13 protein-coding genes are annotated in these 16,046 nt (G+C 63.2%); 5 read left to right on the forward strand and 8 right to left on the reverse strand.

Annotation, left to right across the window (positions count from 1 at the left end):
* The first annotated feature begins 107 nt into the window (after positions 1–107).
* From AAHM38_RS10220 to AAHM38_RS10240, 5 genes are all read left to right on the forward strand, one after another.
* On the forward strand, positions 108–1,694 hold the full coding sequence (locus AAHM38_RS10220; protein ID WP_049779123.1) for a glucan biosynthesis protein G: 1,587 nt from the start codon (positions 108–110) through the stop codon (positions 1,692–1,694).
* Positions 1,667–4,249, forward strand: coding sequence for a glucans biosynthesis glucosyltransferase MdoH (gene mdoH / locus AAHM38_RS10225; RefSeq protein ID WP_012763065.1), 2,583 nt, complete (start codon positions 1,667–1,669; stop codon positions 4,247–4,249). Before AAHM38_RS10220 ends, mdoH begins: the two co-directional genes overlap by 28 nt.
* Positions 4,250–4,443: 194 nt before the next feature.
* Complete coding sequence (locus AAHM38_RS10230; RefSeq protein WP_009241972.1) at positions 4,444–4,767, forward strand: hypothetical protein; 324 nt, start codon at positions 4,444–4,446, stop codon at positions 4,765–4,767.
* 161 nt (positions 4,768–4,928) lie between these two features.
* On the forward strand, positions 4,929–5,417 hold the full coding sequence (locus AAHM38_RS10235) for an aminoacyl-tRNA deacylase (protein WP_004634675.1): 489 nt from the start codon (positions 4,929–4,931) through the stop codon (positions 5,415–5,417).
* A 9-nt stretch (positions 5,418–5,426) separates the two neighbouring features.
* Entirely contained in the window at positions 5,427–5,651 is a 225-nt protein-coding gene (locus AAHM38_RS10240) for a CDGSH iron-sulfur domain-containing protein (protein WP_004634673.1), read from the forward strand.
* On the opposite strand, the gene ettA is transcribed toward AAHM38_RS10240, so the two are convergent.
* From ettA to AAHM38_RS10280, 8 genes are all read right to left on the reverse strand, one after another.
* Entirely contained in the window at positions 5,648–7,315 is a 1,668-nt protein-coding gene (gene ettA, locus AAHM38_RS10245; RefSeq protein ID WP_009241971.1) for an energy-dependent translational throttle protein EttA, read from the reverse strand. The genes AAHM38_RS10240 and ettA overlap by 4 nt on opposite strands.
* A 148-nt stretch (positions 7,316–7,463) precedes the next feature.
* Entirely contained in the window at positions 7,464–7,832 is a 369-nt protein-coding gene (locus AAHM38_RS10250; protein ID WP_004634669.1) for a cytochrome o ubiquinol oxidase subunit IV, read from the reverse strand.
* Complete coding sequence (gene cyoC, locus AAHM38_RS10255) at positions 7,832–8,473, reverse strand: cytochrome o ubiquinol oxidase subunit III (RefSeq protein WP_004634666.1); 642 nt, start codon at positions 8,471–8,473, stop codon at positions 7,832–7,834. The genes AAHM38_RS10250 and cyoC overlap by 1 nt, the downstream gene beginning before the upstream one ends.
* 3 nt (positions 8,474–8,476) lie before the next feature.
* Complete coding sequence (gene cyoB / locus AAHM38_RS10260; RefSeq protein ID WP_012763066.1) at positions 8,477–10,456, reverse strand: cytochrome o ubiquinol oxidase subunit I; 1,980 nt, start codon at positions 10,454–10,456, stop codon at positions 8,477–8,479.
* Positions 10,457–10,465: 9 nt separating this feature from the next.
* A complete protein-coding gene (gene cyoA / locus AAHM38_RS10265) occupies positions 10,466–11,452 on the reverse strand; it encodes a ubiquinol oxidase subunit II (RefSeq protein ID WP_009277670.1) in 987 nt (328 codons plus the stop codon).
* 632 nt (positions 11,453–12,084) lie between these two features.
* On the reverse strand, positions 12,085–13,728 hold the full coding sequence (locus AAHM38_RS10270; protein ID WP_012763068.1) for an Nramp family divalent metal transporter: 1,644 nt from the start codon (positions 13,726–13,728) through the stop codon (positions 12,085–12,087).
* Positions 13,729–13,774: 46 nt separating this feature from the next.
* Entirely contained in the window at positions 13,775–13,981 is a 207-nt protein-coding gene (locus AAHM38_RS10275) for a hypothetical protein (protein WP_012763069.1), read from the reverse strand.
* A 231-nt stretch (positions 13,982–14,212) separates the two neighbouring features.
* Positions 14,213–15,664, reverse strand: a complete 1,452-nt coding sequence (locus AAHM38_RS10280; protein ID WP_103519358.1) for a carbohydrate porin — start codon at positions 15,662–15,664, stop codon at positions 14,213–14,215.
* Positions 15,665–16,046 lie beyond the last annotated feature (382 nt).

The raw sequence follows: 16,046 nt of genomic DNA on the forward strand, positions 1-16,046 counted from the left end.
CTCGTAAAGGTACGGCGGGTAAAATCTCGGCGGCACAGACGAATGACCGGCAGGACCGAAGCGTCACGTTCCTCGGCCCGCCGCATAGACGCGATCTCATTTTGAACATTCCCTCCGCTGTTTCCTCCCGCACGCCGGGAGCCGCTCGTGCGGCACGCACCCGTTCGGTAGCCGGCTATGCGCGGCTCGCCGTAGGCCTGCTGGCGCTGGCTTCGGCGCATGCGGCGCTGGCCTTCGGTTTCAACGATGTGGCCGCACGCGCCAAGCAACTGGCCGCGAAACCGTACCAAGCGCCCGCCGATACCCTGCCCCGCGAACTGCGTGAGCTGCGCTACGACCAGTACCGCGAAATCCGCTTCAAGTCTGACCAGGCTTACTGGCGCCGCGACAAGCTGCCGTTCGAACTCGGCTTCTTCCACGAGGGTTCGTACTACGACCAGCCTGTGAAGATCAACGAGGTATCACCCGCCGGCGTGCGCGAAATCCGGTTCGATCCACGCCTGTTCGACTACGGCCCGGTCAAGCTCGATCCGAAACAGGTACAGAAGCTCGGCTTTGCCGGCTTCCGCGTGCACTATCCGATGAACACGCCCAAATACAAGGACGAGGTCATCGTGTTCCTGGGCGCGTCGTACTTCCGTGGCATCGGCAAGGGGCAGGTCTACGGCCTGTCCGCGCGCGGCCTCGCCATCGACACCGCGCTCAATTCGGGCGAGGAGTTCCCCCGCTTCACCGATTTCTGGATCGAACGCCCCGCCGCCAACGCCAAGGAGTTGACGATCTACGCGCTGCTGAACTCGCGCCGCGCCACGGGTGCCTACCGCTTCGTCATCAAGCCGGGCAGCGATACGGCGGTCGACGTGAAGGCGCAGGTGTACATGCGCGAGAACGTGAGCAAGCTGGCCATTGCGCCGCTCACCAGCATGTTCTTCTTTGGGGAGAACCAACCGGCGCCTGCGCTGGATTTCCGCCCCGAGGTGCACGACTCCGACGGCCTGTCGGTGCTGTCCGGCACGGGCGAATGGATCTGGCGTCCGCTGACGAACCCCAAGCGCCTGCTGGTCAGCTCCTTCGGGACGACCAATCCGGGCGGCTTCGGCCTGATGCAGCGTGACCGCGCGTTCTCAAGCTACCAGGAAATCGGCGACCGCTACGAACTGCGCCCGAGCGCGTGGGTCGAGCCCGTCGGCAAATGGGGCGCCGGCCGCGTGGAACTCGTACAGATTCCGACACCCGACGAGACCAACGACAACGTGGTCGCCTACTGGGTGCCCGAGAATCCGCCCAAACCGCAGCAGCCGTTCAATCTCGAATACCGCCTGCTGTGGCAGAAGGACGCCGACAAGAAACCGGCGCTGGCTTGGGTTGCGCAGACGCGCCGCTCGCACGGCTGGACCACCAAGCGCCCCGACGAGCGCAAGCCGGACGATACGATCGCCTTTGTGGTCGACTTTGAAGGCCCGGCGCTGGCCAAGCTCGCGCCGAACGCTCCGGTTGAGCCGGTGTTTTCGGCAGATGCCAACGGCAAGATCGAATCGATCTTCGGTCAACCCAACACCGCGACCGGCGGCTGGCGCGTGACCGTGCGCCTCAAGCGGGTCGACGACGATAAACCCGTTGAACTGCGCGGTTACCTGCGCAGCGGCGGCACCGGACTCTCCGAGACGTGGAGCTACCTGTTACCTCCGGGCTGAACGTGACGACAGCCCAGACTGTCGGTGCTGCCGGCACCGCCCCCTCCACCAGCCCTGCCACAGCGCAGTCTGTGGCCGACCATTACCTTGATGCGCTGCCGCTGGGGCCCGATGCGCGTGCTGCGCTGCTGCGCAATGCGGGCATCACGGCCGGCGACGACGATGCAGCAGCGCTTGCCAAGCTGCATCGTGCGCTCGCCCGGCTTGACCCGGCGCAAACGACCTCGCTCGACGCCGACGCACCGGCCTACGCCTCCGTAGGCTCGCGTCTGGATGCCGCCTATGGCGCCACGCGCGCCGATGCCGCATCGACCGAGCCCTCCGCCCAACCTGCTCCACCCGTTGAGCACGACAGCCAGGGCCGCATCCACCTGGATACCGGCCCCACCCCTGCGCGCCGTTCGATGGTGCCGTGGCCGTGGGTGCTCGGGCCGATCTGGCGCGCGCGCAAGGCCGTCGACCGCTGGATGCATGGCGGCAAGAAGCCGGTTCCGTACGAAGCGCCTGACTCGCCGGACCCGAAAGGCATCTGGCGCTTCGTCGGCGCGCGTCGCCGCCTGACGCTGCTCGCACTGATGATCGCGCAGACCGTGGCTGCCACCTGGGCGATGAGCACGGTGCTGCCGTACCACGGCGCCGACTGGCTCGAAGCCATCATCATCGTGCTGTTTGCGGTGCTGTTCTGCTGGGTGTCGGCGGGCTTCTGGACGGCCATCACCGGCTTCCTGCTGCTGGCCTTCCACGGCGACCGCTTCGTCATCTCGCGCCGCGCCACGCCCGACGCCACCATTCCCGACGACGCACGCACGGCCATCGTCATGCCGATCTGCAATGAAGATGTGCAGCGCGTCTTCGCGGGGCTGCGCGCGACGTACGAATCGTTGCAGCGCACGGGGCATCTGGAGCACTTCGACTTTTTCGTACTGTCGGACTCCGGCGACCCGGACATCCGCACGGCAGAAGCCGATGCCTGGCTGCACATCTGCCGCGCACTCGATGGTTTCGGTCGTATCTTCTACCGTTGGCGCCGCCACCGCGTGAAGCGCAAGAGCGGCAACATCGACGATTTCTGCCGGCGCTGGGGCGGCCGGTACCGCTACATGATCGTGCTCGACGCAGACAGCGTGATGAGCGGCGATTGCCTGACGCGCCTGGTGCAGTTGATGGAAGGCGCGCCCAGCGCGGGCATTATCCAGACCGCCCCGCGCGCGGCCGGCCGCGACACGCTGTATGCGCGTATCCAGCAGTTCGCCACGCGTGTGTACGGGCCGCTGTTCACCGCCGGCCTGCACTACTGGCAACTCGGCGAATCGCACTACTGGGGCCACAACGCCATCATCCGGCTGGACCCGTTCATCAAGCACTGTGCGCTGGCGCCCATTCCTGGCAAGGGCTCGCTTTCCGGCGAGATCATGTCGCACGACTTTGTCGAAGCCGCACTCATGCGCCGGGCCGGCTGGGCCGTGTGGATCGCCTACGACCTCGACGGCAGCTACGAAGAAATGCCGCCCAATCTGCTCGACGAGCTGGGCCGCGACCGCCGCTGGTGCCACGGCAACCTGATGAACTTCCGCCTGTTCGGCGCACCGGGCTTCCACCGTGTGCACCGCGCGGTGTTCATCACCGGCGTCATGGCCTATCTGTCCGCGCCGCTGTGGTTCCTGTTCCTGATCCTGTCGACGGCCCTGTTGGCCAAGCACACGCTGATCGCGCCCGAATACTTCACGCAGCCGCGCCAGCTCTTCCCGATCTGGCCGGAGTGGCATCCGGAAAAAGCCGCCGCGCTGTTTTCTGCCACCGCCACCGTGCTGTTCCTGCCGAAGATCCTGAGCGTGCTTGTACTGTGGGCGCAGGGGCCGAAACGCTTTGGCGGGGCGATCCACCTGGCGTTGTCGATGGCGATCGAGGCGGCATTCTCGGTGCTGGCGGCGCCGGTGCGCATGCTGTTCCACACGCGCTTTGTGACCGCCGCGTTCCTCGGCTGGAAGGTGCATTGGAAATCGCCCCCGCGCGAAGACGCACAGACGCATTGGGGCGACGCCGTGCGCCGCCACGGTCTGCACACCGTCATCGGCATCGTCTGGGCTGCAATCGTGTATTGGCTGAACCCGAGCTTCCTGTGGTGGCTGTCGCCGGTCGTGGGTGCGCTCATCGTGTCGATCCCGCTGTCGGTGTTCTCCAGCCGCGTGAGCCTGGGACGCCGCATGCGGCGGCTGCGCCTGTTCATGATCCCCGAGGAAGTGCGCCCGCCGCGTGAGTTGCGCGCCACGCGCAAGCACCTGCGCAATGCGCCGCCGATGCCGGATTTCCGCCAAGCCGTGGTCGACCCCGTCACCAACGCGCTGATGTGCGCGATCGGCACGGCGCGCTTTCCAAGGGACCGGCGCCTGATTGCCGTGCGTGAGGCGCATGTGCGCCATGCGTTGGAGGTTGGCCCGGACAAGCTCACGGGCAAGCAGAAGCTGGTGTTGCTGTCGGATCCATTTTCCCTGTCGGCGCTGCACCTGGCGGTGTGGTCGTCATCTGCACAGCGTGCGGCCTGGGAAGCTGCATAGGGCTGAACGCGCCACCCCACTTGAAGTGCCGCGCCCCACCAGCGTCTTGCCGGTGGGGCGTTTTACTTCCCGTTACATCCGTAGGATTTGCGTATCACCTGAAGCGCCCGACGGTTCCTAGAATGGCATCACGAATTTGATTCACGAAGTCGACGGCACAGCAGCCCCGGCCTCGCAACCGTAAGGAGAGCATCATGAAACGCACACTGCTGGCATTCGTTCTGGGTGGCGCCGCGCTGTGCGCCTCGACGGCGGCGCTGGCGCATGTGGATGTCGGCGTGGCGATCGGCGTGCCTGCGCCGGTGTATGTGGCCCCGGCACCTGTCTATGCACCCCCGCCCGTGGTATATCGCCCTGCCCCGGTCTATGCCCCGGCCCCGGTGATCTATGGCGGCTACTATCGTGACCGCGACGACTGGCGTGAGCGCGAATGGCGCCGCCACGAATGGCGCGAACGCGAATGGCACGAACACGAAGGGCACCACGATCACGGCTGGCACCGCGGCTGGGACCGCTAACGCCTGGCGGAAACAGGCAGCTACATCCGCAACGGGCCGCTCACACGAGCGGCCCGTTGCTTTTGTATGCTCGAATGCCCGCGCAATCTGCAAACCGACCTATGCTGACGTAGTGGCCCCTGCAATCCCGCCGCTGGCCGCACATCACACGGGAGGACGCCATGTCGATCTCCAGCACCCTCGACGGCTGCCTGCGCAGCAAGGGCTGCCTGTACGAGGTGATTCGCCATCCGCATACCCATACCAGCACGGAGACCGCGCAGTCTGCACATGTCCCGGGCGACCGTCTGGCCAAGACGCTGCTGCTCGAAGACAAGCTCGGCTATGTCGCGGCCGTGTTGCCATCGACGTATCACCTGCATCTGTCGGAATTGCAAAAGGAAACTGGCCGCCTGGACCTGACACTGGCGGATGAATCCGAGTTGCGCGAAGTCTTTCGGGACTGCGATGCCGGCGCCGTACCACCCGTTGGCATGGCTTACGGCATGCCCACCTACATCGACAGCAGTCTGATGGCCCACGGCGACGTCTACTTCGAAGCCGGCGACCACGAAAATGTCGTGCATATGGACATGGATCAGTTCATGGCTTTAATGCGCGACGCCAAGCCCGGACACTTCGCGTATCGCATGCAGGGCATGCTCTTCTGAGGACCCGCCATGGCAGACGACGTTGTCATCACGGTCCGCAACAACGGGCCGTACCATATCAAGGGAACCTTCCGGGTCGCCACCCAAGGCGGGCGCGAGTTGGCCGTAGAAGAAGGCCAGGCATGGCTGTGCCGCTGCGGGCACTCCTTGAACAAGCCGTTCTGTGACGGGTCGCACAAGCGCGTTGAGTTTGACAGCAACCTCGACGCGCCTGTGCCCGATGCGCCTGCTTAACGCGTAACGGGCTTGTAGCGGATGCGCTTGGGCTTCGCGCCCTCTTCGCCCAGACGCTTCTTTTTGTCGGCTTCGTATTCCTGATAGTTGCCCGGGAAGAACTCGACGTGCGAATCGCCTTCGAACGCGATGATGTGCGTGGCGATGCGATCGAGGAACCAGCGATCGTGCGAGATCACCATCACGCAGCCCGCGAACTCGAGCAGCGCATCTTCCAGCGCACGCAGCGTTTCGACGTCGAGGTCGTTTGACGGCTCATCGAGCAGCAGCACGTTGCCGCCCGAGATCAACGTCTTGGCCAGATGCAGACGCCCGCGCTCACCGCCCGACAGGGTGCCAACATGCTTCTGCTGATCGCCGCCCTTGAAATTGAAGCGGCCGATGTAGGCGCGCGATGGCGTCTCATACCGGCCCACCGTCAGGATGTCCGAGCCGTTCGAAATCTCTTCAAAGACGGTCTTGTCTGCGGAAAGCGCATCGCGGCTCTGGTCAACGTAAGCCAGCTTGACCGTCGGGCCGATCTTGATGGTGCCCGAATCCGGCTGCTCCTTGCCCGTGATCATGCGGAAAAGCGTCGACTTGCCGGCGCCGTTCGGGCCAATGATGCCGACGATCGCGCCCGGCGGAATCGTGAAGCTCAGGTTGTCGATCAGCAGGCGGTCGCCATAGCTCTTGCTGACGTTCTGAAACTCGATCACTTCATTACCCAGACGCTCGCCGGCCGGGATGAAGATTTCCTGCGTCTCGTTGCGCTTCTGATATTCCTGGCTGTTCAACTCGTCAAAGCGGGCCAGACGCGCCTTCGACTTGGCCTGGCGGCCCTTCGGGTTCTGGCGCACCCATTCCAGTTCTTTCTTCAACGCCTTTTGGCGCGCCGATTCGCTCGACTCTTCCTGCTTCAGGCGCGTCTCTTTCTGATCGAGCCAGGAGCTGTAATTGCCCTTCCAGGGGATGCCATGGCCGCGGTCGAGTTCGAGAATCCACTCGGCAGCGTTGTCGAGGAAGTAGCGGTCGTGGGTCACGGCCACAACGGTGCCAGGAAAGCGCGTGAGGAACTGTTCAAGCCAGTCCACCGATTCCGCATCCAGGTGGTTGGTCGGCTCGTCGAGCAGCAGCATGTCAGGGCGGGAGAGCAGCAGCTTGCACAGGGCAACGCGGCGCTTTTCACCGCCCGAGAGGTGCTCGATCTTGGCATCCCACGGCGGCAGGCGCAGTGCGTCGGCGGCAATTTCGAGCTGCAGTTCCACGTTGTCACCGGAGCCGGCGGCGATGATGGCTTCCAGACGGGCCTGTTCTTCGGCCAGTTTGTCGAAGTCGGCCCCCTCCTCGGCGTACGCGGCGTAGATGGCTTCGAGCTGCTTTTGCGCATCCATCACTTCGCCCAGGCCGCTCTCGACTTCTTCGCGCACCGTCTTGGCGGGATCGAGCTGCGGCTCCTGCGGCAGGTAGCCGATGTTCAGGTTGGGCATCGGCGTGGCTTCGCCTTCGATGTCCTTGTCGAGGCCGGCCATGATCTTGAGCACGGTCGACTTGCCCGAGCCGTTCAGGCCCAGCACGCCGATCTTGGCGCCGGGGAAGAAGGACAGCGAGATGTCCTTGAGGATCTGGCGCTTGGGCGGAACGATCTTGCCCACGCGGTTCATGGTGAAAACGTACTGTGACATGGCGGAATTGCGGGGGGAAACGCAGAAATGGGGAATCCGGCGAGTTTAACAAAGCCGGGGCACGGCAAGCCCAGGGCTCAAGGCCGCTCGAGCAAAAGAAAAGGCGCCCACCAGGGGCGCCCTTCCGATGCAGCGGCAGGCTGGCTCGTTACATCGTCATCATGTTGGCGTTCATGTTATGCATGACCCACAGCGAGCCGACAACGACGATCGCCAGGATCAGCAGCGTGAACAGGAAAGCCATCACGTTCCAGCGCTGGGCAGACGATCCATCCAGGTGCAGGAAATAGATCAGGTGTACGACGATCTGCACGACCGCCAGAGCCATCACCGTCACCAGCACCGTCTGGTGCGAGTAGCCGCCGTCCATCACCATCTTGAACGGGATGGCCGTCAGGATCACCGCCAGCACGAAGCCGATCAGGTAGCCCTTGACGGTGGCATGGCCGGCGCCGCCGGCTGCATGACCGTGATCCTCGCCGTGGGCGATGGCGGATGTTGCGTTGGTCTGTTCCATTACATCGCTCCCAGCAGATAGACGACGGTAAACACACCGATCCACACCACGTCCAAGAAGTGCCAGAACAGGCTCAGGCACGACAGTCGAGTCGATTGGGTCGGAGTCAGGCCTTTGGCACCGATCTGCCACATCAGGACGATGATCCACAGCATGCCGCTCGCCACGTGCAGGCCGTGCGTGCCGACCAGCAGGAAGAACGACGACAGGAATGCGCTGCGGCTCGGGCCGGCGCCTTCTGCGATCAGATGGTGGAACTCGTTGATTTCCATGCCGACAAACGCTGCACCCAGCAGCAGGGTGATGCCCAGCCACAGCATCACTTGATCCTTGCGGCCGTTCTGCAGGCTGATCATCACCATGCCGTAGGTGATGGACGACACCAGCAGGATGCCGGTTTCGATCGCCACGTACGACAGATCGAAGAGTTCCTTGCCAGTCGGGCCGCCGGCCGTCGCACCGCGCAGGACGCAGAACGTGGCGAACAGCGACGCGAAGATGATCAAGTCGCTCATCAGGTACACCCAGAAGCCGAAGACCTTGGTGTCTGCGGCATCGTGGTGGTGCGCATGGTCATGCGCGTGGTCGTGGCCGTGCGCGTGACCGTGCGCGGCGTGACCGTCTAGAACATTGGAAGCCATGGTTTAAGCCTGCGAACCGATACGTTGGAAGTAGGCCGACTCGGTCTCGTGAACCTCGTGAGCGGGCACGTAGTAATCGATGTCGTCGTTGTTGCTGCGGAGGATGAAGCTGCCGATCATGCCGACCAGACCCAGCACGGCCATCCACCAGATGTGCCAGATCAGCGCAAAGCCCATCACGATCGAGAACATGCCGATGAAGAAGCCGGCGCCGGTGTTCTTCGGCATGTGGATCTTTTCGTAGCTCGGTGCGACCTGCGTCGGCACTTCCCCACGCGCCTTCATGTCGGCAAAGGCGTCGATGTCACGGATGACCGGCACGCGAGCGAAGTTGTAGTGCGCCGGCGGCGACGACGTCGCCCACTCCAGCGTGCGGCCGCCCCACGGATCACCGGTCAGATCAGCCAGCGCATGACGGTTGCGGACGCTCACGAAGATCTGGATGAGCTGCGAAGCGATACCGCAGGCGATGATCGCGGCGCCGATCACGGCGACGATCAGCCACGGCTGCCATGCCGGGTTGTCGGTATGGTTCAGACGACGCGTCATGCCCATGAAGCCCAGCACGTACAGCGGCATGAAGGCGGTGTAGAAGCCCACGAACCAGCACCAGAAGGCGCGCTTGCCCCACTTCTCGTCCAGCTTGAAGCCGAAGGCCTTCGGGAACCAGTACGTGATACCCGCGAGGTAACCGAACACCACGCCACCGATGATGGTGTTGTGGAAGTGAGCGATCAGGAACAGGCTGTTGTGGAGCAGGAAGTCGGCGCCCGGCACAGCCAGCAGCACACCGGTCATGCCGCCGATCACGAAGGTGATCATGAAGCCGATCGTCCACAGCATCATCGAGTTCAGCTCGACGCGGCCGCGGTACATCGTAAACAGCCAGTTGAAGATCTTCACGCCCGTCGGGATCGAGATGATCATCGTCGCGATGCCGAAGAACGCGTTGACGTTCGCCCCCGAGCCCATGGTGAAGAAGTGGTGCAGCCACACCAGGAACGACAGCACGGTGATGGCGGCAGTCGCCCACACCATCGACGTGTAGCCGAACAGCTTCTTGCGCGAGAACGTCGAGACGATTTCCGAGAACATGCCGAAGGCCGGCAGGATCAGGATGTACACCTCGGGGTGGCCCCAGATCCAGATCAGGTTCACGTACAGCATGGCGTTACCGCCGCCGTCGTTCGTGAAGAAGTGCATGTCCAGATAGCGGTCGGCACCCAGCAGCGCCAGCGCAACGGTCAGCACCGGAAACGCAGCCACGATCAGGATGTTGGCGCACAGGGCGGTCCAGGTGAAGATCGGCATGCGCATCAGCGTCATCCCCGGCGCGCGCATCTTGAAGATGGTCGCGACGAAGTTCACGCCGGTCAGCAATGTCCCGAGGCCCGATATCTGCAAGGCCCAGATGTAGTAATCGACCCCCACGCCCGGGCTGTAGGCCAGCTCCGACAGCGGCGGGTACGCCAGCCAGCCGGTGCGAGCGAATTCGCCCACGCCCAGCGACACGTTGATCAGCACCACACCTGCAGCAGCCAACCAGAACGACAGCGTGTTCAGGAACGGAAATGCCACGTCGCGCGCGCCAATCTGCAGCGGCACGATCAGGTTGATCAGGCCCGTCATCAACGGCATGGCCATGAAGAAGATCATGATCACGCCGTGCGCGGTAAAGATCTGGTCGTAGTGCTCAGGCGGCAGATAGCCGGCACCGCCGCCCGAGGCAACTGCCAGTTGCGAGCGCATCATGATGGCGTCGGCAAAGCCGCGCAGCAGCATCACGATGGCCAGAATGCAGTACATCACGCCGATCTTCTTGTGGTCGACCGAGGTGATCCACTCATTCCAGAGGTAGGTCCACTTCTTGAGATAGGTGATCAGGCCGAACAGGCCCGCGCCACCCAGCAGAATGGCCGACACCGTCACGACCACGATGGGCTCGTGCAGCGGAATGGCCTCCAGACTCAACTTGCCAAACATCGTCAACTCCTAGGAATTCTTGGCCGCGCTCTTGGGCGCAGGCAGGGCGGACTGCACCGGCAGCGGGCGCGTTGCCGCCTCAGCCGTGGCCGTCGTGCAGTTGGCGCCTTCGAGCGCCTCGTCGAGCGTCAGGACCTTCTCCCCTTCGCCCATCTTGTCCATGTATTTGTGCAGGATGCTGTGATACAGCATCGGGTCGACCGATGCGTACGCCGCGGGCGGCACCTTCTCGCTCGGCTTGGACAGCTCGGCGTAGCCTTCCTTGGTCAGGTTCTGCGACGAGGCGCGCACCTGTTTCACCCAGGCATCGAACTCTTCGTTCGTCATGGCCGTGGCCTTGAACTTCATGCCCGTGAAGCCCGAGCCGCTGTAGTTCGACGACATGCCGTCAAACACGCCCGTCTCGTTGGCGATCAGGTGCAGCTTGGTCTGCATGCCGGCCATGGCATACACCTGGCTACCCAGCTGCGGGATGAAGAACGCGTTCATCACCGTGTCGGACGTGATCTTGAAGTTGATCGGGGTATTGGCCGGGAATGCGAGCTGATTGACCGTCGCGATCTTCAATTCCGGATAGATGAACAGCCACTTCCAGTCGAGCGAAACCGCCTCGACCGTGATGGGCTTCACATCCGATTCGATCGGCTTGTACGGATCGAGCGCGTGCGTGGACTTGTAGGTGATCACGCCCAGCACGATGATGATCAGGCAGGGAATCAGCCACACCACGGCTTCGATGGCGTTGGAGTGCGACCAGTCCGGCTCGTAGCGGGCCTTGGTGTTGGACGCGCGGTACTTCCACGCAAACACCAGCGTCAACACGATCACGGGAATGACCACCAGCAGCATCAGGCCGGTCGCCACCAGGATCAGCGTCTTTTCTTCAGCCGCAATCATCCCCTTCGGGTCCAGGACCGTCAGGTTGCAACCCGCCAGCAGGAGCGGGAGGCTTGCGGCGAGGAGCCGCTTCATATGTGGAACGAGTGTGTTCTTCATGTCTTGCACAATTGCGCCGGCGATGCGCACCAACATCACAGGAGCCCAGCAGCCCGGACAGCGGCCACAAGGGGAGAAACGCGGGAAGTGAGAGAAGACCGAACTACCGGCGCCTCGAGTACAGCTGAGGTGCAGCAGCGGATCTTCGGTCACATCAGGCGCCGGTCAGGGAGAAACTGAACCCAACGCCCTCAGTTGGCGAGGCGGGCTTCGCTCGTGCCGGGCACGGGCGAGGTCGAACTCCGCCGCGTCGCACAAAGCGGCGGACGACAGATCGGGGGCGTGAAAGGTCGGAGCAGGCACTGCGTCATGCGCCCGTCGGGGGAGCGCGATTGGAAGTGGAATGCGGGCGCGATCTTACCGCCAGACGGCGCTTTTGATCGCGCTATCCGCTCAGGCAAATAGAAAACGACGTCGATTGACAAGTGGTTTCCTAACCGCAGGGCTAGGGTTTACGTGGCTTTGCGGGTAAGCCCATCGAAAGTGCCTGTTGTTGCACTGCGACAATCAGCCACAGTGGCGCGCAGCCGACGTTGTCACCAAATGTGCGCCCGAAGATTGAGCTGATAATAAGAACAATTCTCATCTGAGAGAGGCCTCCGAGGCGGCCTCCCTGTGCTTTCCCTACGGCCTCATTGGGCGAGCAACCCGGCAATCCGCACCAGCACCAGCCCCGCAGCCACCACGAGGTAGCCGCGCAGCACAAACATCCACGTGCGCTTGAGCGGCGTCCAACGGGCAGGCGTGAGCTGCTCGAGCGGCGGCATCGTCCAGTGATTGCGATCCAGCACGCTCACGCGCTGTGGATGGTGCGGCCGGTGCCTGCGTCGCTCGATGCGCCATAGCACCAGCGACATGACCACGGCGATGAGCGAACCGCCGATCAGGATGGCGCCGATCTCGAATTCACCGATCCCCGGAAACAAAACAGCCGCCGTCAGGATGACCGAGAGCATCACCAGCACCGCCACCACACCGCCGGTGAAGAGGTTCATCGCGCGGCCGTTCGTCCACGGGCCCAGCACGGCCTTGTCGTTGCACAAAAGCAGCAGGAACACTGTCGCGCTTGGCAGCAGCACGCCGGCCAGCGATTGCACTGCATTGGTCAACAAACCGAGCGGCACGCCGGGCGTCAGCACCAATCCTGCGGCCAGCAAGGTCAGCCCGAAGTAGATCGCGTAGAAGCCCTTGGCTTCCGTCGGCTTGCGATGCAGCGAATGCCGTACGGCAAACACATCGCCAATCGCATACGCGGTCGACAACGACACCGCGCAGGCCCCGATGATGCTGGCGTCCAGCAGCGCAATCGCAAACAGGACACCGGCCCAGCGGCCCGAGTGGCGCTCCAGGCCATGCGCCGTGCCAAGTGCATCGGTGTAGTTGCCGAACTCCGGCGTGCCGTGAAAGGCCTGCGCGCTGAAGGCGATCATCGCCACCGCGCCGGCAATCACGAGGACGATGCCCAGCCACAGATCCGCGCGTTCATAGCGGATGAAACGGGCGGTGATGCGCTTGTCGATCACGTAGCTCTGCTGGAAGAACAATTGCCACGGCGCCACGGTCGTCCCGACGATGGCGATGATCAGCAGCATCACTTCCGCCAGGGGTGCACCGGCCGGTAGAGCAGGCACGAAGAAATCGCGCGCCACCTGCCCCATCGGCGGATGCACCAACAGAAAGATCGGAATGAGCGTGAGACTGCCAGCCACCAGCGCTAGTGCAAAGCGCTCGAACCGTCGGAAGTCACCCGTGGACGCGGCCAACATCACCAGCGCCGCCGCTGCGCAAACGCCCCAATGTCGTGGGATGCCGAGGTACTCCAGCGCCAGGCTGATGCCGATGAACTCGGTCACGAGCGTCAGCGCATTCACCAAGAACAGGTCGATGACGGAAAAGCTGCCCCAGAACTTGCCGAAGCGCGCAAAGATCAACCGCGCGTGCCCGACGCGTGTGACGGCACCCAGGCGCAGCACCATCTCCTGGTTCACGTACAGCACGGGGATGAGCAACATGAGCGTCCACAATAGCGTGGTGCCGTAGTTCTGCCCGGCTTGCGTGTACGTGCCGAAGGCTCCGGCGTCGTTGTCGCCGACCATCACGATCAGGCCAGGGCCGAGGATGGCCAGGAGCGTGCGCAAGCGTGCACGCCAGCCGTCACGCGCGCCGGTATCGTGGTGCGCAATGGTGCCGAGCGCACCACGAATGTCGCCCACATGCGCCTCATCAAGCGCGGCATGACGTGGTGGTGCGTCGATGCCAGTAGCAATTTGGGTCATATCGACCTCCGATTTGTTATTGGGTGAGGGATTACCTGTCGTTGGATTACCAGTAGGTGCGCGACAGCCGGATGGCAGCTGCTGCGTAGCCGTGGTTGGAGAGCGATTGGCCACCGTCATCAGCACGGCGGTCCGACGTGGCCGGTGCAGTGTTGGCACGCTCCGGCGCACCAGCGCGGACCTGCACGAACGGCGAGCTGAACGGCAGCGCAATGGCCGAGAAACGACGGGCGGGAATGGTGAATTTGCGCATAACAACTCCTGACCGCATGGGCGCGACGCGTGCGCGGCATGCGGCAATCGCCGCGCATGGGTTTCGTACCCAAGGCGGCAGATTCAGACAATCAAGGAGCGATGCAGACACCGCTGCCTTGCCGGGGCGGCAAGTCAGCAGCAGGGAACAACCGTGCGGCGGACTCGCCTAGTAGGAAAGAAATGTCGGATAAGGTCGACTCGGACTGTCCATATGGGTCCTCCGTAAGTCTTAGAACTCGGCGTGGACGCGCATGCCGTAAAACTTGGCAGGGCCGCGGTCCCGGTTGTAGCCAGGGTTCTGGATCAATTGAAAATCGGGGCTGAGCATAAGGCCCTTGACCGGCTGAAAGCTGTAAAACAATTCGAGTACGCGCTCGTGGCCGTAGTTCAACGCGCCATCCCCCAGGAACGCGCCACTGCCGCCCGCCGCCAGGTAGGCGCGGTGATCCGGGCCCAGCATATTCAGCGAAAATGCCGCACCCACCACATCATTGGGGCGCCCCCACGCCGTGCCCTTGAGCAGACCGCCGAACGACACGTTGCGCCCCGCCTCGGTAAAAGCATAGGTCTCCGTCTTATCGTCCGACCAGTTCAATCGGGTAAAGAGGCCCAAGTTTTCACCCACCTTTTGCTCGAAGGACAAACCCACGCCGACCTTGGCGTGCTCGCGCCGCACCAGACTCAAATCGGGCTGGCCCGCAGTGGCTTGACCGAGCGCAAGGGCATCGTCAAAGCGGCCCATACGGGCGAAGTTTCGCCATCCGAGCAGGCGGACTTTGCCCTCCTGGCCGAGCAGCGTGTAGCTCTTCTCCAGTTCGAGCATGTCGCCGTAATGCTTGAGAAGACGCGTGTCGAGCGGCAAGCCGTTGGACTCCACCGGCTGGAGGAAACGGCCCGCGCGCACCGCCCAGCCAAGCTCGCTATCGATGTACTCGAGCGCAAGCCCCCAGCTGTAGCCGCGAGCATCCGCTGCATAGTCGAACGACGGATGCGTCATGAACGACCAGTTCAGGAACTGCGTGCGCGGATCGTGGGCGTACTCCACCGCATCGAACACGTCGAGCACGGGCAAATTGCCCACGGTCAGTACCACGCGACGCTTGTCCACCACGTCGGCGAACTGGTTGAAGTCGGCGTCGACCTTTTCGGTGTCGCCACCCAGACCCCAGGTCTGGCGCAGGAACACGCGGGCGCGGTAGAGCGTCGGGTCGGTACCGGTGACCTTGGCAAGTTCCCCGTTGGTTGGGCCGCCAAGCCCGTGCAGATCGGAGAAAGCCTTGCCCATCACGACTTCTGGATTGAAGTGGACCTCGGCGCCCTTCCACAACCGCATGCCCAGATCGAGCGTGGTGCTGAACGAGTAGCTGATCGCGCGGTCGCCGGTCAGGCTGTTGTCGCCACTGTACGGAGACTTGAACGCGGGCTTGGCTTGCCAAACCCAGGTCGATTGACCGTGGAAACCGAAGCGGTCATCCAGTTCACCGCCAGCGATCGGCAGTGCATCTGCAGCCGGCGCGGAAGCCGGGGCTTCTTGCGCTTGAGCTGCATGGGTGAAAACAGAGAACGAGGTCATCTCGGCCAGCAGGGCCGGACGACGGAACGGACGCAGTGCGGCGGCACGCACCAGAACGAGCGGACGCACTGCGACCCATACGTATTGCAGCATCGAGAGAAACAGCATGAGACCTCCCCCGTTCGTTTCTATGACGAACGTAGGCATGAGCCGACCACGATCCTCCCAGGAAACCACGAACGCGAACGCGCACGCAGCTACATGGCCGTGTCGGTAAAACAATCGAATTGTGGGAATGGGCTTGAACGGAGAACCCGCGCAAGTGCCACTACCCGCCGTGCAATGCGGCTAGGCAGTGGATGGCGCAAAGCGAAAACGATGCGCCGAGACTGTCTAGCCGTTCAGAGTGCGATCGAAGATCGACTAGAACAACTGTCCATGGAGAACATCTCCGTAGTGATGACGGGGCGCAGAGTAACAAAGTGTTCTCGGACTCGGCAAGCGTTTTTTGGAGGGGGTGAAAGGCGCTTTGCGGGCCGGCAACACGCGC

This window comes from Ralstonia sp. OTU4908 (genome assembly GCF_038440115.1).
Taxonomy (GTDB): domain Bacteria; phylum Pseudomonadota; class Gammaproteobacteria; order Burkholderiales; family Burkholderiaceae; genus Ralstonia; species Ralstonia pickettii.